Annotated in this window: 21 protein-coding genes and 1 riboswitch; of the genes, 13 read left to right on the forward strand and 8 right to left on the reverse strand. The window is 65.8% G+C overall.

Annotated elements, in window-relative coordinates:
• The first annotated feature begins 13 nt into the window (after positions 1-13).
• Entirely contained in the window at positions 14-1,228 is a 1,215-nt protein-coding gene (locus tag GTP44_RS10960; RefSeq protein WP_161019440.1) for an acyl-CoA dehydrogenase family protein, read from the forward strand.
• 211 nt (positions 1,229-1,439) lie between these two features.
• Here the strand turns inward: GTP44_RS10960 and GTP44_RS10965 are convergent, their stop codons facing one another.
• Together GTP44_RS10965 and GTP44_RS10970 are read right to left on the reverse strand one after the other, a co-directional pair.
• Positions 1,440-3,404, reverse strand: a complete 1,965-nt coding sequence (locus GTP44_RS10965) for a sensor histidine kinase (RefSeq protein WP_229256874.1) — start codon at positions 3,402-3,404, stop codon at positions 1,440-1,442.
• Positions 3,404-4,096, reverse strand: coding sequence for a response regulator transcription factor (locus GTP44_RS10970; protein WP_160990931.1), 693 nt, complete (start codon positions 4,094-4,096; stop codon positions 3,404-3,406). The genes GTP44_RS10965 and GTP44_RS10970 overlap by 1 nt, the downstream gene beginning before the upstream one ends.
• 179 nt (positions 4,097-4,275) lie before the next feature.
• Between GTP44_RS10970 and GTP44_RS10975 the strand changes: the two genes are divergently transcribed.
• The 4 genes from GTP44_RS10975 (at position 4,276) to GTP44_RS10990 (ending at position 9,971) form a co-directional block, all read left to right on the forward strand.
• Positions 4,276-4,887, forward strand: a complete 612-nt coding sequence (locus GTP44_RS10975; protein ID WP_160990814.1) for a hypothetical protein — start codon at positions 4,276-4,278, stop codon at positions 4,885-4,887.
• A gap of 34 nt (positions 4,888-4,921) precedes the next feature.
• Complete coding sequence (locus GTP44_RS10980; protein WP_161019441.1) at positions 4,922-7,291, forward strand: DNA polymerase II; 2,370 nt, start codon at positions 4,922-4,924, stop codon at positions 7,289-7,291.
• A 10-nt stretch (positions 7,292-7,301) separates the two neighbouring features.
• On the forward strand, positions 7,302-8,084 hold the full coding sequence (locus tag GTP44_RS10985) for an isocitrate lyase/PEP mutase family protein (RefSeq protein ID WP_161019442.1): 783 nt from the start codon (positions 7,302-7,304) through the stop codon (positions 8,082-8,084).
• A gap of 186 nt (positions 8,085-8,270) precedes the next feature.
• On the forward strand, positions 8,271-9,971 hold the full coding sequence (locus GTP44_RS10990; protein WP_371867201.1) for a glycoside hydrolase family 9 protein: 1,701 nt from the start codon (positions 8,271-8,273) through the stop codon (positions 9,969-9,971).
• A gap of 20 nt (positions 9,972-9,991) precedes the next feature.
• Here GTP44_RS10990 and GTP44_RS10995 read toward each other — a convergent pair whose 3' ends face one another.
• A complete protein-coding gene (locus GTP44_RS10995; protein WP_161019443.1) occupies positions 9,992-10,792 on the reverse strand; it encodes a HoxN/HupN/NixA family nickel/cobalt transporter in 801 nt (266 codons plus the stop codon).
• Positions 10,793-10,859: 67 nt separating this feature from the next.
• A riboswitch (cobalamin riboswitch) is annotated at positions 10,860-11,078 on the forward strand.
• 143 nt (positions 11,079-11,221) lie between these two features.
• Between GTP44_RS10995 and GTP44_RS11000 the strand changes: the two genes are divergently transcribed.
• Genes GTP44_RS11000 through GTP44_RS11015 form a run of 4 tightly spaced genes read left to right on the forward strand, consistent with a single transcriptional unit; the run spans position 11,222 to position 15,493 of the window.
• Positions 11,222-11,680 carry a TonB-dependent receptor plug domain-containing protein gene (locus tag GTP44_RS11000; RefSeq protein WP_161019444.1) on the forward strand — a complete coding sequence of 153 codons (459 nt, stop codon included), beginning with the start codon at positions 11,222-11,224 and terminating at the stop codon, positions 11,678-11,680.
• Between the two features lie 33 nt (positions 11,681-11,713).
• Positions 11,714-13,303, forward strand: a complete 1,590-nt coding sequence (locus tag GTP44_RS11005; RefSeq protein ID WP_161019445.1) for a TonB-dependent receptor — start codon at positions 11,714-11,716, stop codon at positions 13,301-13,303.
• Between the two features lie 2 nt (positions 13,304-13,305).
• Positions 13,306-14,721 (forward strand): PepSY domain-containing protein, encoded by a 1,416-nt coding sequence (locus tag GTP44_RS11010; RefSeq protein WP_161019446.1) that lies wholly within the window; start codon positions 13,306-13,308, stop codon positions 14,719-14,721.
• Positions 14,722-14,755: 34 nt separating this feature from the next.
• The gene (locus GTP44_RS11015) at positions 14,756-15,493 is read left to right on the forward strand and encodes a class I SAM-dependent methyltransferase (protein WP_161019447.1); all 738 of its coding nucleotides are present in this window, start codon (positions 14,756-14,758) and stop codon (positions 15,491-15,493) included.
• 8 nt (positions 15,494-15,501) lie between these two features.
• Here the strand turns inward: GTP44_RS11015 and GTP44_RS11020 are convergent, their stop codons facing one another.
• The 4 genes from GTP44_RS11020 to rnk are packed head-to-tail and all read right to left on the reverse strand — an operon-like array spanning position 15,502 to position 18,416.
• The gene (locus GTP44_RS11020) at positions 15,502-16,182 is read right to left on the reverse strand and encodes a type 1 glutamine amidotransferase domain-containing protein (protein ID WP_161019448.1); all 681 of its coding nucleotides are present in this window, start codon (positions 16,180-16,182) and stop codon (positions 15,502-15,504) included.
• Between the two features lie 14 nt (positions 16,183-16,196).
• A complete protein-coding gene (locus GTP44_RS11025; protein ID WP_160990806.1) occupies positions 16,197-17,354 on the reverse strand; it encodes an iron-containing alcohol dehydrogenase in 1,158 nt (385 codons plus the stop codon).
• A 54-nt stretch (positions 17,355-17,408) separates the two neighbouring features.
• Positions 17,409-17,984, reverse strand: a complete 576-nt coding sequence (locus GTP44_RS11030; protein WP_161019449.1) for a TetR/AcrR family transcriptional regulator — start codon at positions 17,982-17,984, stop codon at positions 17,409-17,411.
• Between the two features lie 42 nt (positions 17,985-18,026).
• Complete coding sequence (gene rnk / locus GTP44_RS11035) at positions 18,027-18,416, reverse strand: nucleoside diphosphate kinase regulator (RefSeq protein WP_160990804.1); 390 nt, start codon at positions 18,414-18,416, stop codon at positions 18,027-18,029.
• Positions 18,417-18,805: 389 nt separating this feature from the next.
• Here rnk and GTP44_RS11040 point away from each other — a divergent pair, with 389 nt between their 5' ends.
• Positions 18,806-20,311, forward strand: a complete 1,506-nt coding sequence (locus tag GTP44_RS11040; protein ID WP_161019450.1) for a DASS family sodium-coupled anion symporter — start codon at positions 18,806-18,808, stop codon at positions 20,309-20,311.
• A 4-nt stretch (positions 20,312-20,315) separates the two neighbouring features.
• Complete coding sequence (locus GTP44_RS11045; RefSeq protein ID WP_161019451.1) at positions 20,316-21,071, forward strand: CPBP family intramembrane glutamic endopeptidase; 756 nt, start codon at positions 20,316-20,318, stop codon at positions 21,069-21,071.
• Here the strand turns inward: GTP44_RS11045 and GTP44_RS11050 are convergent.
• Entirely contained in the window at positions 21,056-21,217 is a 162-nt protein-coding gene (locus GTP44_RS11050; RefSeq protein ID WP_161019452.1) for a hypothetical protein, read from the reverse strand. The genes GTP44_RS11045 and GTP44_RS11050 overlap by 16 nt on opposite strands.
• Before the next feature lie 54 nt (positions 21,218-21,271).
• Between GTP44_RS11050 and GTP44_RS11055 the strand changes: the two genes are divergently transcribed.
• The gene (locus tag GTP44_RS11055) at positions 21,272-24,409 is read left to right on the forward strand and encodes a TonB-dependent receptor (RefSeq protein WP_161019453.1); all 3,138 of its coding nucleotides are present in this window, start codon (positions 21,272-21,274) and stop codon (positions 24,407-24,409) included.
• Entirely contained in the window at positions 24,409-26,082 is a 1,674-nt protein-coding gene (locus GTP44_RS11060) for a rhamnogalacturonan acetylesterase (RefSeq protein WP_161019454.1), read from the forward strand. Before GTP44_RS11055 ends, GTP44_RS11060 begins: the two co-directional genes overlap by 1 nt.
• Positions 26,083-26,093 lie beyond the last annotated feature (11 nt).

Genomic DNA, 26,093 nt, shown 5'->3' on the forward strand with positions numbered 1-26,093 from the left:
CACAGGAGCGCATATGGATTTTGATTACAGCCCGAAAGTACAGCAATTGCAGGCCAGGCTGACGGCCTTCATGGACGAGCATATCTATCCCAACGAGGCCGCCTTCCACGCCGAGATCGACGCCAACCGCGAGGCCGGCAACGCCTGGGTGGCGACCCGGCTCATGGAACAGCTGAAGCTGGAGGCGCGCGCCGCCGGCCTGTGGAATCTGTTCTTGCCGGATTCCGCGCACGGCGCCGGCCTGAGCAACCTGGAGTACGCGCCGCTGTGCGAGATCATGGGCCGCGTGCACTGGGCGCCGGAAGTGTTCAACTGTGCCGCGCCGGACACCGGCAATATGGAAGTGCTGGCGCGCTACGGCACGCCGGCGCAGCAGCGGCAGTGGCTGGCGCCGCTGCTGGACGGGCGCATCCGCTCCTGCTTCGCCATGACCGAGCCGGCGGTGGCGTCGTCGGACGCGACCAACATCGAAAGCGCCATCGTACGCGATGGCGACGCGTATGTGATCAACGGCCGCAAGTGGTGGTCGTCCGGCGCCAACGATCCGCGCTGCGCGCTGTTCATCTTCATGGGCAAGAGCGATCCGGACCACCCGAGCCGGCATCAGCAGCAGTCGATGATCCTGGTGCCGCGCGACGCGCCGGGTGTCACCATCGTGCGCCATCTGCCGGTGTTCGGCTTTGACGACGCGCCGCACGGCCACGCCGAAGTGGTGTTCGACCAGGTGCGCGTGCCGGCCGCCAATCTGCTGCTGGGCGAGGGCAGGGGCTTTGAGATCGCCCAGGGCCGCCTCGGCCCAGGCCGCATCCACCATTGCATGCGGCTGATCGGCCTGGCCGAGCGCGCGCTGGAGCAGATGTGCCGGCGCAGTCTGGCGCGGGTGGCGTTCGGCAAGCCGGTGGCGCAGCAGGGGGGGACGCTGGAGCGCATCGCCGAGTCACGCATCCTGATCGATCAGGCGCGGTTGCTGGTGCTGAACGCGGCGTTCATGATGGATACCGTTGGCAACAAGGTGGCCGCCAAGGAAATCGCCATGATCAAGGTGGCCGCGCCCAACATGGCCTGCCAGGTGATCGACTGGGCGATCCAGATGCAGGGCGGTGGCGGCATGGCCGATCCCTTCCTGGCCCACGCCTACGCCAGCGCCCGCTCGCTGCGCCTGGCCGACGGCCCGGATGAGGTGCACCGGGCGCACATCGGCAAAATGGAGCTGGCGCGATACAAATAAGGTCCGCTTGGCGGCGGCGGGCGGCCGGCTTTCGGCGTGTTATGCGTGTTGTGAATCTCAGGCATCAGAAAGATAAATTGGATTAATAGCTTGGCGACGGGCATCATTGCACCTGTCTCCTCTATTCTCCTCCAAGGAAATAGATTTAGCCCGCTCCCTGGAGCGGGCTTTTTTTTGCTTTTTTTTTGCCGCGAGCAGGGCGCCCCGCCCCTCAGGCGTTGGCCGGCGGCCGCGTCTCGGTCGCGCCGTGCTTGCGTCCCAGCGGCAGCCACAGCGTGAACAGCGTGCCGGCCGCGCCCGATTCCCAGCGCACCGTGCCGTCCACCGAGGCGGCCCGGCGCTGCTGGTTCTGCAGGCCGCGTCCGCCCCCCTGGCGCAGCGCCTGGGCGACGTCGAAGCCGTCGCCGTTGTCGGCGATGTGCACCTGCACGCCGTCGCCGCCGGCGGTGGTGCCGACCCGGATCTCGGTGGCGCGCGTGTGGCGCAGGATGTTGGCGATGCTCTCCTGCACAATCCGCAGGATGTGCAGCGCGCTCGACGGATTCAGCCACGGCAGCACCGGCAGCTCGCGCACCTCCCACAGCAGCCGCACGCCGGTGCCCTCCAGTCGCGGTTCCAGGCGGAAGCGCAGCGTGGCCAGTAGCAGCAGCAGGTCGGCCTCCACCGGCTCCATCGAGTCGATGGTCAGTTTGAGGTCATCCAGACAATCTTTCAGAATCTGCGACACGCGCGCGTCGCTGATGTCGCCGCGCTCCACCGAGCGGATCGCGCTGATCAGCGACGAGCCCAGGCCGTCGTGCATGTCCTGCATCAGCCGCTGGCGTTCGTCGCTGATGGTCTGGCGTAGCTCGATGGTGCGCAGGCGCTGGTGGCTGGCCTCCAGCTCGGCCTCGCGCCTGGCCAGCCGTTCCGCCAGGCTGGCGTTGACCAGCTCGACCTCGGCGATCGCCGCCACATAGCGCCGGTACATCAGGATGCCGAAGGTGATGAAGCAGACCGCCGGCGCGTAGGCGCCCAGATACCAGCCTTCGGCGCTGATCACGTTGTTCTGCAGCAGCCAGTCGGTCATGCCCATCGCGGTGCAGGCGAACAGGCCGTACACCACCAGCCGCCCCTCGGACGAGTGGCGCCAGGCGCAGACGCCGCCGACCACGCAGGCGATCGTGCTCATCAGCGCCGCCACCGGGTAGATCAGCGGCGTCACCGTCGGCATATTGGGCAGCACCGCCAGCGACGGCAAGGTCAGCACGCCGATCAGCGCGGTCACCGCCACCAGCGCGCGCGTCAGCCACACCAGCGCCCGTCCGTGCAGCTGGCACAGGAAGAAATGCACCGCCAGCACCAGCCAGAACAGCGAGTTGACCGTCAGCCAGGCGAACCAGTCGTTCTCGACCCGCAAGTCCACATAAAAATGCAGGCCGCGCAGGAAGCCGGTGGCGGACAGGTTGAAGAACAGCAGATAGGCCATCTCATGCGGGCGGCGCACCCAGACGAACACGGCGAACACGCCGACCGCCAGGAAGGCGGCGCTGAGCATGGCCGGCAATTGCTGTTGCAGCCATAGCCGTACATGGTAGGCCGGGCGCAGCGCTTCCGCCGGCCCCAGCCGCAGCGACGCCACCGCCGTCTGCGACGCGTAGGTATGTTCCAACCGCAGCAGGATCTCGTGCACCGGCGGCGCGTCGCGGCCGCCGTCCAGCTGGAACCACAGCGGCGTGCGGGTGCTGTTCCACGATGGTCCGTTCTGCTGCGCCTGATAGCTCAGGCGGCCGTTGACGTACACCGCGATGGTGCCGTCGGTCTTGACGCGCGCGCTGTACAGCGCCAGATGGTGGCCGGCGGCCGGCAATGAGTCGAGCGCCACCCTGAGCCAGGTCACGCGCACCGCGTGCGGCGGCGTGGTGCTGGCACCCGACTGCGCCTGGCGCAGCAGCGCGATCGGCGGGTTGAACGGCAGCGGTGTTGTTTGCCAGACCGGCGGCAGCGTCGCGCTGTTCAGCGTGGGCGGCGGCGGCGTGTAGCCGCTCGCCACGGTTTCCTGCCACTCGGCCTGCGTCAGGCGCAGCGGCGCGCCGGCGCCGCCTTCGTTGTCCAGATACAGCGCGGCGGCCGCGATCAGCACGGCGATGGAGAACAGCAACAGCAGATGGGCCAGCAGCCGTGCCGGGCGTGCCATCAGGACAGCAGGCCCTGGGTGCGGGCTTCGTAGATGGCCTCGGCCTTGGAGTTGACCTTCAGCTTGCTGTAGATGCGTCGCACGAAGGTGCGGATGGTGAAGTGCGACAGCTGCATCAGGCCGGCGATTTCATGCACGCTGAAGCCCTTGGTGATGTAGTCCAGCACTTCTTTTTCGCGCTGCGACAGCAGCGTCGGCGCATCCGCCGGCGGCGTGGCGGCGCTGGCCGGCGCCTCGGTCGGCATGTGGCGGAAGCGCGCCAGCACCTGCCGCGCGATGATCGGGCTGATCGGGCTGCCGCCGTTGGCCAGGCTGCGGATCTCGTCGCTCATCCGCGCCGGCGAGCTGTCCTTCAGCAGGTAGCCGGCGGCGCCGGCCTCGATCGAGCGCATCACATGGGTTTCATCGCCGAAGTTGGTGCTGACCATGGTGCTGCAGCTGGGCCACAGCCGCGCCGCCGCGCGGATCACCTCGATGCCGGAGCCGTCCGGCAGGCCGAGATCAACCAGCAGCACATCGGCCGGCGGCCCCGACAGCATGGCCAGGCCCTCGGCCTGGGTGGCGGCGCGGCCGGTCAGCAGCAGGTCGGCGCAGGCCTGCACCGCCAGGCTGAGGGCGCTGCCGAAATCCGGGTCGTCCTCAACGATGGCAACGTGGATGCGGCGGGTATCTTGGGGCAGTGTGGGCGTCATGCGGGCATTGTACGCCGTAACGGCGGCGGCCTCGGCGGTGATCGCCGCCGTGTAGTACATTCGTGCTACAGACACGATGCGATATCGCAACATACAATCTGCACCGTTATCTGTTCTCCGTTTTCCGACTCGCCATGTACGTCCAATCCAAGTTGTCGCCCCGTCCCGTGCGTCGCCCCATGCAGGAACTATCACTGACCGGTCAGCCGCGCGCCTGGCAGGTGGGTGAACACCTGTACCGTTGCAGCGGCTACGGCCGCGCGCGCTGGGGCATGGACGTGGCCACCGTGATGCAGGCGATCGCCGAAGAGCATCCGGCGGCGCAGGCGACACTGCGCCACGAGTACGACCGCTTCAGCGGCGAGCAGCGGCTGGAACTGAGCTTGCCGGCGTTGCCGCCCGGGCCCGGCGCGGCGCGGCTGCACTACCTGTTCGACGCCGAGCACGGCGTGCTGTGCGCGGTGCAGGTGTACTGGATCAGCGGCGGCGACCCGTCGCAGGAACAGCGGCTGCCGCTGGTGCGGGCGGCCACCCGTCTGGTCGGCGAGCTGTTGCATTATCGCTGGTCCGGCCTGTCGACCTTGCGCGGCGCGGTGCGCGGACCGGGCGCGCTGCTGCTGTTCGCCGGTCGCGCCGAGGACGGCGCCAGCGTGGAAATCAGCCTGGACGGCGTGGCCTTCGACGTCGAGCGCGCGGGCACGCCGGGTCAGCCGGAACACCGGCCGGCGCCGCGCGGCCCGGCAGCCCTGCGGCTGACCTACCACGCCGGGGGATGGCTCAGCACAGAGTAGTGTAAACTGTATGCGCATACAGTATAATTCTGGCATGACGCATACCGCACAAACCGGCTTCATCCTGACCCGTCACTGGCGCGACACGCCCAGCGGCACGGAGATCGATTTCTGGCTGGCGACCGACGCCGGCCCCAGGAAAGTGCGCCTTACCGCGCAGACCTCGGTGGCCTTCGCCGAGGCCGCGTTGCGCGAGGCGATCGCGGCGCAGATCGCGCCCGGCGCCGGCATCGCGCTGCGCGAGCTGCCGCTGAAAACCTTCCAGCAGCAGCCGGTGGTCGGCGTCTACGCCTCGCGCTACAAATCACTGACCGCGCTGGAGCGCGTCTTGCGCGACCACGGCATCAAGCTGTACGAGGCCGACATCCGCCCGCCCGAGCGCTATCTGATGGAACGCTTCATCACCGCCAGCGTGCAGACCGAGGGCGGCCACGCCAGCGGCGCCGTCATCCACAACTGCAAGCTCAAGCCCGCGCCCGACTACCGGCCGACGCTGACGATGGTGTCGCTGGACATTGAAACCAGCGCCTACGAGGACCTGTATTCGATCGCGCTGGAAGGCTGCGGCCAGCGCCAGGTCTACATGCTGGGGGCGGCGCCGGCCGACGCGCCGGCGGTCGACTTCGCGCTGGAATACCTCGCCACGCCGCGCCAGCTGATCGAGCGTCTGAACGCCTGGATGGCGCGCCACGATCCGGATGTGATCGTCGGCTGGAACGTGGTGCAGTTCGACCTGCGCGTGCTGCAAAAGAACGCCGACAAGTACAAGGTGCCGCTGGCGCTGGGCCGCGAGGGCAAGGGCATCGAATGGCGCGAGCATCCGGGCAAGCAGGGCTATCTGTTCGCGCCGCTGCCGGGCCGCATCATCCTCGACGGCATCGACGCGCTGAAGGCGGCCTCGTGGATGTTCCCGTCCTTCAGCCTGGAAAACGTCGCGCAGGCGATGCTGGGCGAGGGCAAGGAAATCGGCGACGACTACGACAAGATGGCGGAAATCGAACGCCGCTTCCAGCATGACAAGACGGCGCTGGCGCGCTACAACCTGAAGGATTGCGAACTGGTCACGCGCATCTTCGCCAAGGCCAACCTGCTGGCCTTCATGATCGAGCGCGCCACCGTGACCGGGCTGGCGGCCGACCACCTGGGCGGCTCGATCGCCGCCTTCAACCACCACTACCTGCCGCGCATGCACCGCGAAGGCTATGTGGCGCCGAATGTCGGCGACATCAGCGGCGGCGCCTCGCCGGGCGGCTTCGTGCTCGACTCCAAGCCGGGGCTGTACGATTCGGTGGTGGTGCTGGACTACAAGAGCCTGTACCCGTCGATCATCCGGACCTTTCTGGTCGACCCGGTGGGCTTGATCGAGGGCGAAGCCGCCACCGATCCGGCCAAGGTGGTGGAGGGCGTCAACGGCACCGTGTTCTCGCGCGACAAGCACTGCCTGCCGGCCATCACCACCGATATCTGGAAACAGCGCGACGCCGCCAAGCGGGCCAAGAACGAGCCGCTGTCGACCGCGCTGAAGCTGCTGATGAATTCCTTCTGCGGCGTGCTGGGCGCCAGCGAGTGCCGTTTCTTCAACCCGCGTCTGGTGTCGTCGGTGACGCTGCGCGGTCACCAGATGTTGAAGCAGACGCGCGAGCTGGTGGAGGCCAAAGGCTACGACGTCATCTACGGCGACACCGACTCCATCTTCATCTGGCTGAAAAAGGAATACCCGAACCAGGAGGCGCTGGCCATCGGCCATGCGCTGGCCGACGACATCAACCAGTGGTGGCGCACCATGCTGAAGGAAAAGCACGGCCTCGACTGCCACCTCGAAATCGAGTTCGACACGCATTACCGGAAGTTCTTCATGCCCACCATTCGCGGCACCGACCTGGGCAGCAAGAAGCGCTATGCCGGTCTGGCCGTCAACGCCAAGGGCGAAGAGGAAGTCATCTATCGCGGACTGGAGGTGGCGCGCAGCGACTGGACGCCGCTGGCGCAGCAATTCCAGCAGGGGCTGTTCACCCGCATCTTCAAGGATGAGCCTTACCAGGATTATGTGCGCGAGTATGCCGAGAAAACGCTGTCCGGTGACCATGATGACCTGCTGGTCTATCGCAAACGCCTGCGCCAGCCGCTGGACGAATACAAGGTCAACGTGCCGCCGCAGGTGCGCGCCGCGCGCATCGCCGATGAATACAACCAGTCGCAGCGGCGCCCGTTGCGCTATCAGAACGGCGGCTGGATCAGCTACATCATGACCACCGGCGGCCCCGAGCCGCTGGAAGTGGTACGCTCGCACATCGATTACGAGCACTACCTGAGCAAGCAACTGCAGCCGATCGCCGATTCGATCCTGCTGCCGATGCATGACAGTTTCACCGGCCTGACCACGGCGCAAGCCAGCCTTTTCTAACGGAGATGACATGAGCGATTTCAAGAAGCTGCACGACGGCAGCCAACTGCTGCACCTGCCAAACGCCTGGGATGCCGGCAGCGCCCGCCTGTTTGAGCGTCTGGGCGCGGCGGCCATCGCCACCACCAGCGCTGGCGTGGCTTGGGCGCAGGGCTATGCCGACAACGATCACTTGCCGGTCGACAGCGCCATCGCGGTGGCGGCCAACATCGCGCGTGTGATCAAGGTGCCGTTGTCGGTGGACTTCGAGAACGGTTATTCGGCCGATCCGCAGCAGGTGGCGCGCAACGTGCTGCGTCTGATCGAGGTCGGCGTGGCCGGCATCAACCTGGAAGACGGCAACGACGCGCCGGCGCTGGTGGCCGACAAGATCCACGCTATCAAGCGGCTGGACCGCGAGATCTTCGTCAATCTGCGCACGGATGTTTATCTAAAGGGGCTGGCGCCGGAAGGCGAGCGCGTGGCCGAGGTGTTGAAGCGCGCCAGGTTGTACAAGGAGGCCGGCATTGACGGCCTGTTCGTGCCGGGCATCTGCCTGGTGGAGGAAATCAAGCAGGTGGTGGCGGGCGCCGGTTTGCCGGTCAACGTGATGGACTGGCCGGGGCTGCCGTCGGCGGAAGCGTTGCACCAGTTGGGTGTGGCGCGTCTCAGTGCGGGCAGCGGCATTCCGCAAGCGTTGTGGTCGGTCGCGGCCGACATGGCCAAGGGCTTCCTCGCCACCGGCAACGCTGGCCCGCTGATCGCCAAGGCGATGCCTTATGGTGATCTGCAGGGGCTGTTCCTAAAGCCTTGAGCTTGCTTGACAGCACAAGCGGTCGGCGTGAGGACAACGCTGTCTATCAGTTCACCTCGCGCATGGCGGCATTCGGCACTGCTTCTGAGCGCCAGCTTCGCTTTCGCACGCTACGTTTGAGGTTGCTCTTCCATCCGAAATACGCGATCATGTCATGAAAACGTTTTCAAGATAAGAGGACTAGACGTGAGACAAACCCTTCTGATGCTGACGCTGGCCGGCCTCGGCGCGCACGGCGCGGCCAGCGCGGATGACATCAAACTCAATCAGCTCGGTTTTTTACCCGGCGCAGCGAAAGTGGCGGTGGTGCCGGACGGCGTCGCGCGCGACTTCGCGGTGGTGGACGCCGACAGCGGCAAGGTGGTGTTCCATGGCGCGCTGGGCCCTGCAACAAGCTCGCCGGACTCGGGCGACACCGTTCGCCTGGCCAGCTTCGCCCCGCTGAACACTCCCGGCAAGTACCTGCTGCGCGTGACCGGCCTGCCGGATTCGTCGCCGTTCGAAATCAGCCCCTCGGCTTATCAGGCGGTCAGCGCCGCCGCGCTCAAGGCGTTTTACTTCAACCGCGCCAGCACCGCGCTGGACGCCCGATACGCCGGCATCTACGCGCGCGCCGCCGGCCATCCGGACACGCAGGTGCTGATCCATGCCTCGGCCGCCTCGGCCACGCGCCCGGCCGGCACCGTCATCGCCAGCCCCAAAGGCTGGTACGACGCCGGCGACTACAACAAATACATCGTCAATTCCGGCATCGCCACCTACACCTTGCTGGCCGCCTACGAAGACTTCCCGGCATTCTTCCAGCGGCAAGACCTCAACATCCCCGAAAGCGGCAACGGCCGGCCCGACATTCTCAACGAAGTCTGGTGGAATCTGGAATGGATGCTGACGATGCAGGACCCGGCCGATGGCGGCGTCTATCACAAGCTGACCAATCTGCACTTCGACGGTATCGTGATGCCGAACCAGGCCACGCAGCCGCGCTACGTGGTGCAAAAGACCACCGCCGCCGCGCTCGACTTCAGCGCCGTCATGGCCACCGCCAGCCGCGTCTACGCGCCGTTTGACAAGGCGCTGTCGGCGCGGATGCTGACGGCCGCGCAATCGGCATGGCGCTGGGCCCAGGCCCATCCGCGCGAGTATTATCAGCAGCCCAAGGACGTCAGCACCGGGGAATATGGCGACAAGGATGTCAGCGATGAATTCGCCTGGGCCGCCGCCGAGCTCTATATCACGACCGGCGACGATGCTTACTACCAGGCCATGCGCGCGCCGGAACAGGCCACCAGCGTGCCGTCATGGGGCGAGGTGCGCGGTCTGGCCTGGATGTCGCTGGCGCGCCACCGCAAGCAGTTGAGCGCCGCCGCCGACCAGCGCTTGATCACGAACCGTGTGGAGGTGCTGGCGCAACAACTGGCGGACGGCTGGAAAAAATCGCCCTACGGCATCCCCATGCAGACCCACGATTTCGACTGGGGCAGCAGTGGCTTGGCGCTGAATCAGGCCATGGTGCTGCTGCATGGCTACCGCCTGACCGGCAAGCGTGACTATCTGGACGCGGCGCAAGCTGGCCTGGATTATGTGCTGGGCCGCAACGCGGTCGAGACGTCTTTCGTCACCGGCTACGGCGCCAGATCGACGCAGCATCCGCATCACCGGCCGTCGCAAGCCGATGGCATCGCCGCGCCGGTGCCGGGCTTTTTGGCTGGCGGTCCGCAGCCCGGTCAGCAGGATGCGCAGCACTGCCCGAAGCCGTATCCATCCAGGCTGCCGGCTAAATCCTATCTCGACCATGAGTGCTCTTACGCCAGCAACGAGGTCGCCATTAACTGGAATGCGCCGCTGGTCTATGTCGCGGCCGGCCTGCAGGTCTTGACGCCGCGCTGACCAGGCGTGGCATGGTGTAGTCAACCAGAAGCCGGGGGGGCGGCGCGCGGCTGCCGCCACCACGTCCACGCATACAAGGCCAGCGTGGCCGCCACCATCGCCATGCCCAGTAGTTGCAGGCCGTCATCGGCCCGCGTGCAGCTGGCGCAGATCTTGGACAGCAGCAGTTGCACGCCGCTGACTGTGCACAGCGCCACGATCGGCCAGCCGAGGCGGCGGCGGAAGCGCTGCATTGCCTGCTGGCCGGCGCCAGCCGCGATGCGCGCGGTGGCGTAACCGTCCAGCGCATCGGTCACGGCCATGCCCAGCACGAATGTGCCGGCGACTTGCAGCGCACTCCAGTTGCCGCCGCCCAACTGCGCCGCCGCGTAACCCCAGGCCAGTGCCTGCAACAGGCTTTCCACACCCAGCGCGAACAGCATGCCGATGCCCAGCGCGGTCAGCGGCCGCACCCGTGTCAGCGGCGCCAGCAGGCGCGCGCCGACGCCGCCGCGCGGACTGGCTTGCTGCGGCCGGCACAGGCTGCGCGCGTTCAGCGCGGCCAGCGACAGCAGCAGAATGCCGGGCAGCCATTCCAGCGTCGCCATCGTGTCGAGCAAGGCGGAGTCCAGTTGCAGCCAGTCGGCGGCCAAGTCGGCCAGCGCCACCATCAGCAGCACAACCGCGCCATGGCCCAGCGCGAACAGCGCGCCCATCCATGGCGCGCTGGCCAGCCGCGCGCGCATCGTCAGGCCGTCGATGGCGGCCAGGTGATCGGGCGCCAGGCCGTGGCGTAAACCCAGCAGCAACGCTAATTCGATTGTCGGGAGAGATTCGGTCATATACAATATTAATGCAAGTAAGTTGCGTTAATTATAGACCTTAACTGTCCAGTCCGTGTGATAGAATCCGCGCTCAAACGTGAATGGTGCCCCGCGTCTTTTCAGCCGCGGGGTGAAACGGGAAGCCGGTGACGCGCGCGATTTTCATTGCGCGCCAGTCCGGCGCAGCCCCCGCTGCTGTGAGCCTGACGACGCTGTCCAACCGCCACTGTGCATCCGCACGGGAAGGCAAGGGCAGGGAAGGATGAGGGCGAGCCAGAAGACCGGCCAGTCACGATGATTGCGCAACGCACGGGGTGTGGCTGTTGCCTGTTATTGGTTCGCTGTTTTCCTTGACTGCTATCGCTTCCGCAGGCTGCCGGCCGGCGCGCGCGCGTTCGCTTGTCATGGCGCGGCGGATTATTCCAACCTTTCAGTCAGAGAAAACTCATGATCCGTTCTCCTTCCTTGCGTCCACTCGTCACTCTCATCGGCTTGCTGTGCAGTGGCGGCGCCTTTGCCGACGACGCTTTACCCAGCGTCACCGTGCAGGGGGCATCCACCAACGATGGCCTGGGACTGACGCGCCAGAACGCCACCGCCAGCCGCCTGAACCTGACCGCGCAGGAACTGCCGGCCAGCGTCGAGGCGCTCAGTGCCGACACCATGCAGGCGCGCGGCGACTTGCTGGTCAAGGAAGCGGTCACTCGCACCACCGGCCTGACCGACATCAGCTCGCCCGGCAACGGCGTGGCTTATTCGGCGCGCGGATTCACCGGCAACGGCGCGATCGCGCTGCTGGAGAACGGCCAGCGTCCGCAGGTGGGATCGGGCACGGCCACTTACCCGGCCGATCCGTGGGGCTACGAATACATTGAGGTGCTGCGCGGTCCGGGTTCGATCGTGTAGGGCAGCGGCACCACCGGCGCCACCATTAACGCGGTGCGCAAGGCGCCGTCGCGCGCCAGTTCCTTCGAGGCGATGGCCGGTGTGGGCGGCGGCCAGGCGCTGCGCGCGGGCGTCGGCGGCACTGGCGCGCTGGGCGAGAAGGGCGCGTTCCGCATCGATGCCTATGCTGATCACAGCGACGGCTTCATCGATCGCGGCGACGCGCGTCACGGCAAGGTGCTGACCAGCGTGAACTATGCGCTGTCGCCGGACCTCGATCTGGACCTGTCGCTGGATCACCTGGAGCAAAAGCCGCAGCGCTATTTCGGCACGCCGCTGGTCAACGGTGGCCTGTCGCGCGCGCTGCGCGATCAGAACTACAACGTCAGCGACGCCGATATTCATTTCGTCGATGATAAGGCGGTGGCGCGCCTGACGTGGCGCTATTCGCCGGCGCTGACCGTCAGCAACGAGCTGGCCTACATGAAGGCGCGCCGCAACTGGCGCAACGTCGAGTCCTACAGCTACAACGCCGCCGCCAGCGTGGTGGAGCGCAGCGATTACATCGGCATTCACCATGATCAGGAGCAGACCGGCAACCGCCTGGAAGCGCGCTGGGTGGACGGCGCGCACCGCGTGGCGGCGGGTTGGGAAGCGTCGATCATCCACTTCAAGCACACCAATAACTCGCCCTACGGCGGCGCCTCGACGGTGACGCCGTTCGGCTTCAATCCCGGTGTGTTCGACAGTCCAGACCCGATTCAGCCGAACTTCGCCACCGACACCACGAGCTATGCCTTCTACCTCGAAGACGCCTACCGCATCACGCCGGAGCTGCTGTTGCTGGGCGGCCTGCGTCACGACCGCTACAAGGTGGAACGTGTCAGCCTGCTGGGCGCCGCCGGCTTCACTTCGACCTTGCAATCGAACGCCGCGCGCCTGGGTCTGACGTGGAAGCTGGATCAGGCCACCGCGCTATACGCACAGGTCAGCAGCGGTAGCGATCCGGTCGCCAGCCTGCTGTCGCTGAACCTGGCCAACAGCCGGTACAAGCTGACCTCGTCGCGCCAGGTGGAAGCCGGCGTCAAGCAATCGCTGGCCGGTGGCAAGGCCGAGTGGACGGCGGCGCTGTACCGCATCACCAAGGACGACATCATCACGCGCGATCCAGCCAATGCGGCGCTGTCGATACAGGGCGGCGCACAATCGTCGCGCGGCGCCGAAGTGACGGCCAGCGTGGCGCTGAACGCGGCATGGCGGGTCGACGCCAACGCCGCCTACACCGACGCCCAATTTGATCGGTTGATCGAGGGCGGCAACCTCTCGCGCGCCGGCAACCGTCCGGCGGACGTGCCCAAGATCTCGTCCAACCTGTGGTTCAACTACAAAGCCGATGGCTGGCGCGGCGCGCTGGGTGCGCGCTATGTGGGCGAGCGCTACATCGACAACGCCAACAGCCAGGCGCTGCCGGCCTACACCACCTTCGACGCCTCGCTGGGCTGGCAATACAGCCGCAACGTGCTGGTGCAGTTGAACCTGCGCAACCTGGCCAACAAGCTGTACGCCGTCACCTCGTACACCAGCAGCCAGTACCTGCTGGGCGACCGCCGTCACGCCGAGCTGACCGTGCAGTGGCGCTACTGAGCATGTCCTCCTGGAAGCGCCAGGCGCACCTGTGGCACCGCTGGCTGGGCATCGTGTTCGGCCTGCTGGTGTTGCTGTGGTTCGGTTCCGGCGTCGTGATGATGTACGTGCCGTATCCGGCGCTGACGGAAGCGGAGCGCATGGCGTGGCTGGCGCCGCTGGCGGCGCCACAAGTCCGGGTCACCGCCTGGGACGCGTGGCGGGCGGCGGACCGGCCCGGCATGCCGGCGGCGGTGCGGCTGAACCAGGTGGCGGGACGCCCGGCCTACCACTTCCAGGCCGATGGCCGCTGGTGGTCGGTCTGGGCCGACAGCGGCCAGCCGCTGCGGATGACGGCGGCGCTGGCGGCCGACAGCGCGCGCAATGCGGCGCCGGGTGCGCGCCGGCTATCGGCGGAATTGATCGACATCGATCAATGGACCTTCGGCCGCGTGCAGGAGCACAAGCCGCTGTATCGTGTCAGCGCCGACGATGCGGCGGGCAGTGTGTTGTACGTCTCCAGCCGCACGGGCGAGCTGGTGCGCGACACCACCCGCAGCGAGCGCGCATGGAACTGGGCCGGCTCGGTAATTCATTGGATCTACTTCACGCCGCTGCGCGAGCATGGACAGCCGTGGCGGCAAGTGGTGATGTGGACCTCGGCCTCAGCGCTGCTGCTGGCGCTGCTGGGCATGGTGCTCGGCATCCTGCGCCTGCGCGTGCGCCGCCGTTACGCCGGCGGACGCTGCTCGCCGTACCGTGGCTGGCAAGCGTGGCATCACTGGCTGGGATTGAGTATCGGCACGCTGATGCTGACCTGGCTGTTCAGCGGCTGGCTGTCGGTCACGCCGTTCGGCTGGTTGGCCTCGCCCGGCGTGACCGCAGAGGACCGGCAGGCCTTCGCCGGCGGCGCGCTGAGTCGCGAAGACCTGGCGGCGCCGGTGGACGGCATTGTTCGCGCCCATCCCGGCCTGCTGGAACTCGAATGGCGCCGCATCGGCGGCCAGCTGAATTTCAGCCTGCTCGATCGCGGCCGGCGCCAGTTGCTGCTGCCGGTGTCCACCGAGCGCCTGCAACAGGCGATGCGCGCGCTGCGTCCCGGCGTGCCGGTCACGTTCGTCTCGCTGACCAGCGAGGACGACTACCACTACAGCCACCACCAGCAAGCCGTGCTGCCGGTGGTGCGCGCGCAATTTGATCTGGCCGATGACACCACCTTCTACATCGATCCGCTGCAAGGCGACATCGTCGGCTATGCCGACCGCAATAGCAAATGGAACCGGTGGCTGTTCAACGGTCTGCATCAACTGGATTTCGCCTCGCCGCTGCGCGCCCGTCCGGTCTGGGATGTCGTCGTCATCGTCCTCTGCGGGCTCGGTTTCGTCGCCACGCTGGCCGGGGTGGTGCTGGGCTGGCGGCGCCTCGCGCGGCGCAGCTAAGGGTGTATCATTCTCCGAAAAGGAGAGACAGCATATGCGGAATTGGTTTGAGCAAGGCGGAAGCGATTACGCCCGCTTCCGGCCGGAATATCCGGCGCAGCTGGCGGCGTATCTGGCTTCCGTGGCGCCGGACGCCGGCCTGGCGGTGGACGTGGGATGCGGCAACGGCCAACTGACGCAGCTGCTGGCCGCGCACTTCGGCCAGGTGGTCGGCCTTGATCCCAGCGCCGACCAGATCGCCAACGCCACTACCGGCGACCACCTCAGCTATCAATGCGCGCCGGCGGAGCGGCTACCGCTGGCCGACCACAGTGTCGGCCTGATCACCGCCGCGCAGGCCGCCCACTGGTTTGATCTGCCGGCGTTTTACAGCGAAGTACGCCGCGTTGGCGCTCCGCGCGCGGTGCTGGCGCTGATCAGCTACGGCGTGCTGGATCTCGACGCCGCGTTGAACGAGCGTTTCCAGCGTTTCTACTGGCAGGAGATCGGCCCCTACTGGCCGCCGGCGCGCAAGCTGGTCGACAGCGGCTATGCCACGCTCGACTTTCCGTTTGAGGAATTCCAGGCGCCGCCGATGCACATCCGTGTCGCATGGCGGCTGCCGGAATTCCTCGGCTACCTGCAGACCTGGTCCGCCGTGCGCAGCGCCAGGGAGGCGGGGCGCGAGGACATCGTCACCCGCTTCGCGGACGACCTCGCCCTCCTGTGGGGCGACGAACAGACCCCGCGCTCCGTGACCTGGCCGATCAATATGCGCATCGGGCGGCTGTAAGCAGGGAATCAGGCCAGCAGCTTCAGCAGCGCCTCGGCGACGGCTTCCGACGAGGCCGGATTCTGGCCGGTGACCAGCAGGCCGTCGGTGATGGCGTAAGACTGCCAGTCGCCGACCTTGGAGTAGATGCCGCCGTTTTGCTTGAGCATGTCTTCCACCAGGAACGGCACCACATCGGTCAGGCCGACCGCGTCTTCCTCGGTGTTGGTGAAGCCGGTCACTTGCTTGCCCTTGACCAGCGGCGTGCCGTCGGCGGCCTTGACGTGGCGCAGCACACCCGGCGCGTGGCAGACGGCGCCGACCGGTTTGCCGGCGGCGATCATGTCCTCGATCAGCTTGATCGAGTGGCGGTCCTCCGCCAGGTCCCACAGCGGGCCGTGGCCGCCGGGATAGAATACGGCGTCGAAGTCGGCGACGTTGACGTCGGCCAGCTTGCCGGTGTTGGCCAGCACGGCCTGGGCCTCGGCGTCCGCCTTGAAGCGCTTGGTCGCCTCGGTCTGCGATTCCGGCGCGTCGCTTTTCGGATCGAGCGGCGGCTGGCCGCCGGCCGGCGACACCACCGTCAGCTGCGCACCCGAGGCTTTCAGCGTGTAGTAGGGCGCGGCGAACTCCTCCAGCCAGAAGCCGGTTTTCTTGCCGGTGTTGCCCAGTTGGTCGTGCGAGGTCAGTACCATCAGAATCTTTTTCATTGTCATTTCCTTTATCAGAGTGCGGCTTCAAGAATACGGCGGCTGCGCGCGAGGTCGATGTCGCGGTGTTCGCCGAGGGCGGTCATGCCGTGCGCTTCCAACTGCTTGAGCACGGCTTCCACGGCGTCCTGGCCCAGCGCGTAGGCGGACAGGCGGGTTGGAATGCCCAGACCTTCAAAGAAGGCGCGGGTGCGGGCGATGGCGGCGTCGATGCGCTCGTCGTCGCTGCCGCTGGTGATGTTCCAGACGCGCTCGCCAAACTGTAGCAGCTTGGCGCGTTTCGGCTCGCGCTGTACGTCCAGCAGCGCCGGCAGCACCAGCGCCAGCGTGCGGGCATGGTCGATGTCGTACAGCGCGGTCAGCTCGTGGCCGATCATGTGGGTGGCCCAGTCCTGCGGCACGCCTGCGCCGATCAGGCCGTTCAGGGCCAGGGTGGCGGTCCACATCAGGTTGGCGCGGGTGTCGTAGTCGTCCGGCGTGTCAATGGCGGTCGGCGCGATGTCCACCAGGGTTTGCAGCAAGCCTTCGGCGAAGCGGTCCTGCACCCGCGCTTGCGCTGGATAGGTCAGGTATTGCTCGGTGGTGTGGACGAAGGCGTCCACCAGGCCGTTGGCGACCTGGCTGACCGGCAGCGTGAAGGTCTTGCGCGGATCGAGGATGGAAAACTGTGGATACACCAGCGTGCTGTGGAAGGCCAGCTTGGCGTGCGTGGCTTTCTTGGTGATCACGCTGCCGGCGTTCATCTCGGAACCGGTGGCCGGCAAGGTCAGCACCGTGCCGAAGGGCAGCGCTTGCTTGATGTTGGCGCCGCCGCGCTCGGCGATTTCCCACGGCTCGCCGGCATACAGCGCGGCGGCGGCGACGAACTTGGTGCCGTCGATGACCGAGCCGCCGCCGACCGCCAGCAGGAAGTCCAGCTTTTCACGGCGCACTTGTTCGACCGCGCGCATCAGCGTTTCATAGCTGGGGTTCGGTTCGATGCCGCCGAATTCCTGCACGGTGCGGTTGCCCAGCGCGCTACGCACCTCGGCCAGCGTGCCGGTCTTTTCGGCGCTGGCGCCGCCGTACAGGATCAGCACGCGCGCGGTTTCCGGCACCAGTTTGGACAGTTTGGCGACGGTGTCGGCGCCGAAGACGATTTTGGTCGGGTTGTGGAATTCGAAGTTCTTCATCTGCTCTTCCTTTGTATTAGACTGGTCGTCTAGAAAATGATTCAAAAAATATGGCTACAGTTTCAGCAGGGCCAGCGTGGCTTGCCAGGCCGATTGCAGCGCGCTTGGATCGCGGCGTAGCTTGGTCAGCATGGCCGCGCCCAGCCACAGCTGGTACAGCGTTTGCGCGGTGTGGGCGCTATCGGTGATCGACGTCAGCGAGCCGTCCGCCACGCCTTGTTCCAGCGTGAGCGCGATACGGGCGATGATGCGGCTGGTGCCGTCCAGCAGGGCGACGCGCATCGGTTCCGACATGTCGGCCACTTCGCTGCTCAGTTTGACCACCAGGCAGCGGCAGCCGCAGTCCTCGGCGAACCAGCCGGTCCAGTAATCCATCAGCGAGCGGGCGGCGTTCTGGCCGGGGCGGGCCAGCGTGGTGTCCATTTCGGCCAGATACTGATGCACGTAATCTTCCAGCAGCGCCTCGCCGAACAGCTCCTTGGACTTGAAGTAATGGTAGAAGGAACCCTTGGGCACATCGGCGGCCGTCAGGATCTCGTTCAGGCCCACCCCCGCAAAACCTTTGCGGGTGATGATGGCCTTCCCTTGATCGAGAATATGCTGGCGGACGTTGGTGTATTCGGCTTTCATGCGCTGCAGTATAACACAATTAGACCAGTCGTCTAGTGGTCTTCAGCGGAATGTTTCGCCCGCGCGCTCCGGCTGGTACGGCACCTCCAGGATGCGCAGCGTGGTGAGCTGGCCGTCCGGGCGCGGCCAGTCGATGCTGTCGCCGACTTTCAGGCCGAGCAGCGCGGTGCCGATCGGCGTCAGGATGGAGATGCCGTCCGGTAGCTCGGCCATGTCCTTGGGATAGGCCAGCGTCATGCACAGCTGTTGTGGCGGGTTGTCGATGGCGAAGCGGACCTGCGAGCGCATGGTGACCACGTCGGACGGGATCTCCTCGGGCTCGACCACGCGAGCGCGGGCCAGTTCCTCCTGCAATGACGGGTTGTGACTGGTTTCCAGCAGGGCTTCCAGGCGTTCGATGTCCAGCGTGGACACGGTGATGTTCGGTTTCATTCTTCACTCCAAAAAAGTGCGTGACGATGCCGCCTGGTTCGTTGTCCAGCGGCGCTTCAGGGCAGGGAGGTCGGCTCGGCAGGCGCGGAAACCGGGAGGGGTTCTGGCTTACCGAGCAAAAGAAAGGCTGGCGATATCCTTCGTGGACACGCGTCGGCGTCCGGCCACAGGCAATGCTCCCTCGTTCAGGGCGGAACAGTGGCGCGGCATGGTTATGCGGTCGATGTTCACGGTGCGTTGTCGGAATAAGCCATTTGGATAGGCCGAGTATATACCGTTTACCCTGTTCGTCAACCGCGTGGCGGCCGGGCATTTATTGCACTAAATCCACACTCGCGAAAAAACAGGCACACTAGCGTCTGCTGTTATCCATTTCCGAGAGGTCCGACATGCTGTCCAAGCTGTCCGCAATGCTGCGCTACTTTAACGACGCGGTGCCATTCCGCCTGGTGCCGGCGGCGATCGCCACGACGGTGCTGCTGGTGCTGCTGGCGTTGCCGTGTCCCGCCGGCCTGGAGCCCAAGGCGTGGGCGCTGGTGGCGATCTTCCTCACCACCATCGTCGCCATCATTCTGAAGGTGATGCCGATCGGTGTGATGGCGCTGATGGCGATCGTCATCGTCGCCCTGTCGCAGGTGACCTCAAGCTCGTCCAAGGGGGCGATCGCTGATGCGCTGAGCAGCTTTGCCAGCCCGCTGATCTGGCTGATCGTGGTGGCGGTGCTGATTTCGCGCGGCCTGAAGAAAACCGGCCTGGGCAGCCGCATCGGCCTGCTCTTCATCGCCCTGCTGGGCAAGCGCACCATCGGCATCGGCTATGGCTTGACGGTGTGCGAGCTGGTGCTGGCGCCGTTCACGCCGAGTAACACGGCGCGCGGCGGCGGCATCGTCCATCCGGTGATGAAGTCGATCGCCAATGCCTTCGACTCCGACCCGGCCAAAGGCACCGAAGGCAAGGTCGGCACCTATCTGGCGCTGGTCAACTACCACGCCAACCCGATCACCTCGGCCATGTTCCTGACCGCCACCGCGCCGAATCCGCTGGTGGTCGATTTTGTCGCCAAGGCCAGCAACCAGAACTTTCATCTGAGCTGGACCACCTGGGCGCTGTGCATGCTGTTGCCGGGCCTGGTCTGCCTGCTGCTGATGCCGCTGGTGATCTATCTGCTGTCGCCGCCGCAACTGAAGGCCACGCCGGACGCCGTGCAGTACGCGCGCAGCGAGCTGGCGCGCATGGGGCCGCTGGCGCCGAAGGAAAAAGTCATGCTCGGCACCTTCGGCCTGCTGCTGGTACTGTGGGCCAACGTACCGGCCATGCTGTGCGGTCCGGCGTGGACGCTGGACCCGACGGTGGTGGCCTTTCTCGGCCTGTTTGTGCTGATCATCACCGGCACGCTGGACTGGGACGACGTGCTGTCGGAAAAGAGCGCGTGGGATACGCTGATCTGGTTCGGCGCGCTGGTCATGCTGGCCGAGCAGTTGAACAAGCTGGGCGTGATCGCCTGGGCGGCGCTGGCGATGAAGGAGGCGATCACGGCCAGCGGCATGGGCTGGCTGCCGGTGGCGACGGTGCTGTTGCAGGCCTTCGTGTTCTCGCACTATTTGTTTGCCAGCACCACCGCGCACATCAGCGCCATGTTGTTTGCCTTCATGTCGGTCGGCGCGCAGTTGCTGCCACCGGCATATCTGGCGCCGTTCCTGCTGATGATGACGGCCGGCTCGTCGATCATGATGACGTTGACCCACTACGCCACCGGCACCTCGCCGATCATCTTCGGCAGCGGCTACGTCACACTGGGCAACTGGTGGCGGGTGGGTTTCGTCATGTGCGTGCTGGAGCTGGCGGTGTTCGCGGTGATTGGCGGCGCCTGGTGGAAACTGCTGGGGTACTGGTGAACCGATGAAACGCCTGCACCTCACGTTGCCACTGGCGCTGGCGGCGCTGCTGGTCTGGTTGTTCCTGACCGCGGGCTTGGGCAGCCTGAGCGGCGGTGCGCCGTCGCTGGCCGCGTCGGTGGCGGGCGGCGTTGGCATCGGATGGGCGCTGGCCGCGCTGTTTGCGTTGCTGCTGGTGCTGATCTCCGAGCGCCGCGCCGACGCCGGCCTGGGGGCGCCGCGACCGTGGCGCATCTTCCTGCTGGCCTTGCCGCCGCTGCTGTATGCGCTGCTGATGCTGCTGGTGGCGTGGGCGGGCGGCTGGCCGCCAGCCAATGTGCTGCTGATCGTGGCGTGCAACACGGCGCTGGTGGCGGTGTCGGAGGAGTTGATGTTCCGCGCGCTGCTGCTGCGCAGCCTGCTGGAGCGGCATGCGTTGTGGCCGGCGGTGCTGATGTCGTCGGCGCTGTTCGGCGTGGCGCACGCGGTCAACGGCCTGGCCAGCGGCGACCTTGGCGGCGCGTCATGGCAGGCGCTGGCTGCGTTCCTGCAGGGCGTGGGCTATGCGGCCATCCGTCTGCGCACGCGCTCGGTGTGGCCGATGGCGCTGGTGCACGGCGTGTGGGACTTTGCGCTGGTGACCTCGCTGCTGACCACCGCCGGCACCGGCGAGGGCTCGGTGCTGCCGTTCGCCGCCCTGCTGGCGGTGTTGCCGTTGTGCCTGTATGGCGTGTATCTGCTGCGCGCCAGTCAGCGCGCCGCGTTTCAATCACCGAATTGATTAGTTCGTTCATGTCTTTCTGCTATCAGGCCTTTTTCAGGCCCCGCCATGGCGGGAATGGCGGCCGCTTGCAGCCAAAACAACAGACTGAGCAATTCGCAATCAACAATTTGATTCTTTGAAGAACAGGTGATTTTTTCTTGCAAGTCCCCCCTAGAATGCATTGCATAAGCTGACTTAAAAATAACGGGGGACATCAAGTGTACAAACCAACACAAGCCAACCGGCTGGCACGCCCAGCCATCAGCATCGCCGTCGCATCGGCCCTGGCCATCCTGGCCAGCAACGCCGCCATGGCCCAAACCGAGACCGCCGCCAAGGAGACGGCTAGCACGCACAGCGAACCAGACGCCGCCAACACCGTGATGGTGGTCGGTACGCGCAAAGCGGTGGCCTCCGCGATTGACCGCAAGATCCGCAACGCCACCGTGTCGGACTCGATCATCGCGGAAGACATCAACCAGTTCCCGGACAAGAACGTGGGTGAGGCGCTGTCGCGCATCACCGGGGTGCAGCTGACGCGCGACTTCGGCGAAGGCTCGCAGGTGTCGATCCGCGGCGTGGCGCCGGACCTGAACCGTATTGAGATAAACGGTATGTCCGTTTTGGGCACCAACGGCGGTGCCGGCCGCGGCGCCGAGCTGCGCGAGCTGGCGTCCGAGCTGATCGCCTCGATCGACGTCTACAAGGGCACCACCGCCGATCTGACCGAGGGCGGCGTCGGCGGCACCGTATCGATCCGCACCCGCAAGCCGCTGGACTTCAAGGAACGCACCATCGCCGGCACACTGGCGGGCGAGCACTCCACCAGCCGTGGCGGCACGCAGCCGCGCGCCAGCCTGCTGTGGGCCGACAAGTTCATGGACGGCCGCCTGGGCCTGATGGCCAACCTGGTCTACGACGAGGTGCTGACGCAGAATGACTACAGCCGTAACACCAGCTGGCGCTTCCTGCGCGACTGGGATAATTCGCCGGAGAAAACGGTCAATTCGCTCGACCCGGCGGTGGCGGCCGTCAACACCGTGGCTGGCTGCTCGGCCAACACGCTGACGGCGGCGCAAAAGACCGCCTGCCAGCAGCAGTGGTATGACTACAGCCCCGGCACGCCGCGTTACGGCATCTGGACCCGCGACCACAAGCGTTCCTCGGCCGAGCTGACCGCGCAGTACAAGTTCAGCAACGATCTGAACGCCTTTGTCAGCTATCAGCGCAACGACCAGGATCAACGCCTGAACGACCGCAACTTCGGCACCGACTTCAGCGCGCTGTCGCGCTTGTCCAGCGCCGGCGTCGCGCCGGTGTACAACCCGGCCACTGGCGTGCCGAACACCGGCACCGGTACCTGCGTCGCGCTGCCGGCCACCAGTACGCCGTCCAGCATGGTGGTGAGCAATCACATTGTCACCGATTACACGGTGGGCAATTGCCAGTACGTCGGCGGCGCTGGCGGCCAGGGCGCGTTCAGCACCTCGGCGCGCGACTTCAAGCTGAAGATCAATTCGGACTACCTCAGCACCGGTTTCAATTTCAAGCGCGACATGCTGGAAGTGGAGGGCTTGCTGAACACCTCCAAATCGACCTACCACAACGAGACCAACTCGATCGTACTGTCACAGAACGCGCCGGGCCTGCGGGTCAAGCTGGACGACCTGGGCCTGCCACAGTTCACCTTCCCTGCCGGCTACTCGCCGGATGCTCCGGGCTCCTACGTGCAGGCGCAGTTGCAGTACCGTCCGTATGAAACCAAGAACTCGGAAGACCAGGCCAAGCTGGACTTCAAATACCGTTTGAGCACGCCGTTCTTCAGCAAACTCTGGTTTGGTGCCCAGGCCCGTCGCGCCGATTCCCAGCGCTATGACGGCGGTGGCTATCTGGTCAGCAACAACGGCACCGCCGCCACGACGGACGATATCTACGTGCCGTCCGCCAACGTCAACTCGACCATCGTGTACGATCCGTACAATACCGGCAAGCTTCGGAGCAGTTCGGTGCCGTCCTATCCGAACTTCTACTACAATGATAAGTATGTGAACAAGACCGATATGGCCGCGCTGATCTCGGCCGTGTCGGGCCGTTCGCCGGGCACCTTCTTCAGTGGCTACAACGGCATCGGCAACGTGCCGTCCGGCTGGATGACGCCGGTCTACAACAGTGCGCTGCCGTACTTCGACACCTCGCACTTCAACTTCGACAGCGTGTATTCGGCCACCGGCAACGATGGCAAGGTGTATCCGCAGATTCCAACCTTCAAGGTCAAGGAGACGGTGCGCTCGGCCTATGTGCGCGCCGACTTCGACACCGAGCTGTTCGATCGCGGCATCTGGGGCAACATCGGCGTGCGCTACACCGGCACGACCGACACCTCGACCGGCCTGAACAAATTGACGGTACGCACGCCAAACAGCGGCGGCGGCACCACTTATACCGATACCGTGATCAGCAACGGCATCGTCAGCGTGGACAGCAAATACCACGACTACCTGCCGAGTGCCAACGTCATGATGTGGCTGGTGCCTGATCAATTCATGGTGCGTCTGGGCTGGGGCAAGGTGATGGCGCGTCCGGCGATCGACAAGCTGGTGCCGGCGGCGGCGTGCATCATCGGCAGCGGCTCGCCACTGGTGGGCGGCGACGGCACCGACGATTGCACCGCCGGCAATCCGGACCTGAAGCCTTACCGCGCCACCAACAAGGACCTGAGCCTGGAATACTACCCAAGCGCGGATACCCAGTTGACGGCAGGCTTCTTCCGCAAGGATATCGACAGTTACATCATCGACAAGGCGCTGCGCAAAGGCGTCGACCTGTTCCACAACGGCCTGAAGTTTGACGTCACCGGCCCGACCAACGGCCAGGGCGCCACCACCGACGGCGTGGAACTGACGTGGCGCCAGGCGCTGACCTTCCTGCCGGGCTATGCGCGTGGTCTGGGCCTGGACATGAACTATACCTATATGAAGTACAAGTATGCACCGGGTACAACGCTGATCAACCCGCTGGATGGCACCGAGCTGACTTATCCCGGCCTGTCGAAGAACAGCTACAACGCGGCGATCTGGTATGACCTGGGCGATTTCAATGCGCGTGTGGCCTACAACTACCGCGACCGCTATTACACCGGCACCGCGGACCAGGCGGGCAACCCGACCTTCCAGCAAAACACCGGCTTCCTGGATGCGAAGATCCAGTGGCGCTATAACAAAAACGTGACCGTGTCGCTGGAAGGGAAGAACCTGACCGACCAGGCGCAGACCACCGATGGCGGTTCGTCACTGCGCGTCAACGAGGTGGCGTGGTCCGGTCGCCGCTACTTCCTGACGCTGTCGGTGAAGCTCTGATGATCCGGCGCCGCCTGCTGACAACGCTGCTGCTGTGGTGCTGCGCCACGGCAGCCCTGGCCCAGGCGCTGCCGGCCGCCGTCAACACCGATCCGGCCAGGGCGCAGGTGGTCTTGCCGGAGCCGGCCGATCCCAGGCTGCCATCGCTGATCCTGATCGGCGACTCGACGGTGCGCAATGGTCATGATGACGGCCAGGGCAAGGGACCGGCAGGGCAGTGGGGCTGGGGCAATCCGCTGGCGGCGTATTTCGACGCGACCAAGCTGAATGTGGTCAACCGCGCCGTGGGCGGCCTGAGCAGCCGCACTTACCTGAGCAGCGGCCATTGGGAGCGCACACAGGCCTACATCAAGGCGGGCGATGTGGTGCTGATTCAGTTCGGCCACAACGACAGCGGCGCGCTCAATGACACCAGCCGGGCGCGCGGCACCATCAAGGGCGTTGGCGAGCAGAGCGAGGAAATCGACAATCTGCTCACCGGCAAGCATGAGACGGTGCACAGCTATGGCTGGTATCTGCGTTTCTACATCGCCGAGATCAAACGGCGCGGGGCGACGCCGGTGATCTGTTCGCCGATTCCGCGCAAGGACTGGGATGCCAGTGGCAAGATCGTCCGCAGCCGCGACGGTTATGCAGGCTGGGCGGCGCAGGTGGCGCGTCAACAGCAGGTTGGCTTGATCGATCTGAACGAGCAGGTGGCGCGGCAGTACGACGCGCTGGGCCGCGAGTCGACGATGCGGATGTTCCCGCAGACCACGCCGGAGGAACGTGTGCACACCAATTGGGCTGGCGCCGAGTTGAATGCGCGCACCGTGGTGGCCGGCTTGAAAGCGTTGCGCTTGCCGCTGCCGTTCAGCGCCGCCGCGCAGGCGATCGCACCGCTGGAGGATGAGCGGCCGGTGGTGGATGCCGCCAGGGTCAAGGCGGAAAAGCCGCGCGACGCCGCCTTGCCGACCTTGTTCCTGGTCGGCGATTCGACGGTCAAAAGCGGCGGCGTCAACGGCGCCATCGGCTGGGGCGAGCGCATCGCGCCGTACTTCGACGTCAACAAGATCAATGTGGTCAACCATGCCATCGGCGGGCGCAGCAGCCGTACCTTTTATACCGAAGGGCGCTGGCAGCGCGTGCTGGAGCAGCTCAAGGCCGGGGACGTGGTGGCGATTCAGTTCGGTCACAACGATGGCGGCCGCATCGGCGATCCGGCGATGAAAGGCCGCGCCTCCGGCAAGGGCATCGGCCCGGAGACGGTGGAAGACATCAAGCCTGATGGCGGCAAGGAGCAGGTGCACACGTTCGGCTGGTATATGGCGCGTTATGTGGCCGACGCCCGCGCCAAGGGGGCGAGCGTGATCCTGCTGTCGCCGGTGCCGCACAAGGATGTGTGGGAGCAGGGCCGCGACTTCGCCAGCTTTGCCGAATGGGATCAGCAGGTGGCGCGCAACGGCGGCGCACAGTTCGCCGACCTGACCATGGTGATCAGCGACGGCTACCGCAAGCTTGGCGCGCAGACGGTCGGCGACTACTTCGCCGACGCCCGCACCCACACCAACGACGCCGGCGCCGTCTTCAACGCGCGCAGTGTGGTGTCCGCCTTCAAGGGGCTGCCAGGCAATCCGCTGGGCGCTTATCTGTCCGCCGAAGGGCAGCAGATTCCGGCCGCCGATCTGAAGTAAATTTGTAGTAC

It is taken from the genome of Duganella lactea (genome assembly GCF_009857505.1).
Lineage (GTDB): Bacteria > Pseudomonadota > Gammaproteobacteria > Burkholderiales > Burkholderiaceae_D > Rugamonas > Rugamonas lactea.

What these genes read in the sequence shown, in the direction of transcription:
- GTP44_RS11060 (WP_161019454.1), top strand. Translation starts at nt 24,409, where the DNA reads ATGATCCGGCGCCGCCTGCTGACAACGCTGCTGCTGTGGTGCTGCGCC.
- GTP44_RS10980 (WP_161019441.1), top strand. Translation starts at nt 4,922, where the DNA reads ATGACGCATACCGCACAAACCGGCTTCATCCTGACCCGTCACTGGCGC.
- GTP44_RS11010 (WP_161019446.1), top strand. Translation starts at nt 13,306, where the DNA reads ATGTCCTCCTGGAAGCGCCAGGCGCACCTGTGGCACCGCTGGCTGGGC.
- GTP44_RS11025 (WP_160990806.1), bottom strand. Translation starts at nt 17,354, where the DNA reads ATGAAGAACTTCGAATTCCACAACCCGACCAAAATCGTCTTCGGCGCC.
- GTP44_RS11030 (WP_161019449.1), bottom strand. Translation starts at nt 17,984, where the DNA reads ATGAAAGCCGAATACACCAACGTCCGCCAGCATATTCTCGATCAAGGG.
- GTP44_RS11000 (WP_161019444.1), top strand. Translation starts at nt 11,222, where the DNA reads ATGATCCGTTCTCCTTCCTTGCGTCCACTCGTCACTCTCATCGGCTTG.
- GTP44_RS10965 (WP_229256874.1), bottom strand. Translation starts at nt 3,404, where the DNA reads ATGGCACGCCCGGCACGGCTGCTGGCCCATCTGCTGTTGCTGTTCTCC.
- GTP44_RS11020 (WP_161019448.1), bottom strand. Translation starts at nt 16,182, where the DNA reads ATGAAAAAGATTCTGATGGTACTGACCTCGCACGACCAACTGGGCAAC.
- GTP44_RS10975 (WP_160990814.1), top strand. Translation starts at nt 4,276, where the DNA reads ATGCAGGAACTATCACTGACCGGTCAGCCGCGCGCCTGGCAGGTGGGT.
- GTP44_RS10970 (WP_160990931.1), bottom strand. Translation starts at nt 4,096, where the DNA reads ATGACGCCCACACTGCCCCAAGATACCCGCCGCATCCACGTTGCCATC.
- GTP44_RS10995 (WP_161019443.1), bottom strand. Translation starts at nt 10,792, where the DNA reads ATGACCGAATCTCTCCCGACAATCGAATTAGCGTTGCTGCTGGGTTTA.
- GTP44_RS10960 (WP_161019440.1), top strand. Translation starts at nt 14, where the DNA reads ATGGATTTTGATTACAGCCCGAAAGTACAGCAATTGCAGGCCAGGCTG.
- GTP44_RS11040 (WP_161019450.1), top strand. Translation starts at nt 18,806, where the DNA reads ATGCTGTCCAAGCTGTCCGCAATGCTGCGCTACTTTAACGACGCGGTG.
- rnk (WP_160990804.1), bottom strand. Translation starts at nt 18,416, where the DNA reads ATGAAACCGAACATCACCGTGTCCACGCTGGACATCGAACGCCTGGAA.
- GTP44_RS11015 (WP_161019447.1), top strand. Translation starts at nt 14,756, where the DNA reads ATGCGGAATTGGTTTGAGCAAGGCGGAAGCGATTACGCCCGCTTCCGG.
- GTP44_RS11045 (WP_161019451.1), top strand. Translation starts at nt 20,316, where the DNA reads ATGAAACGCCTGCACCTCACGTTGCCACTGGCGCTGGCGGCGCTGCTG.
- GTP44_RS10985 (WP_161019442.1), top strand. Translation starts at nt 7,302, where the DNA reads ATGAGCGATTTCAAGAAGCTGCACGACGGCAGCCAACTGCTGCACCTG.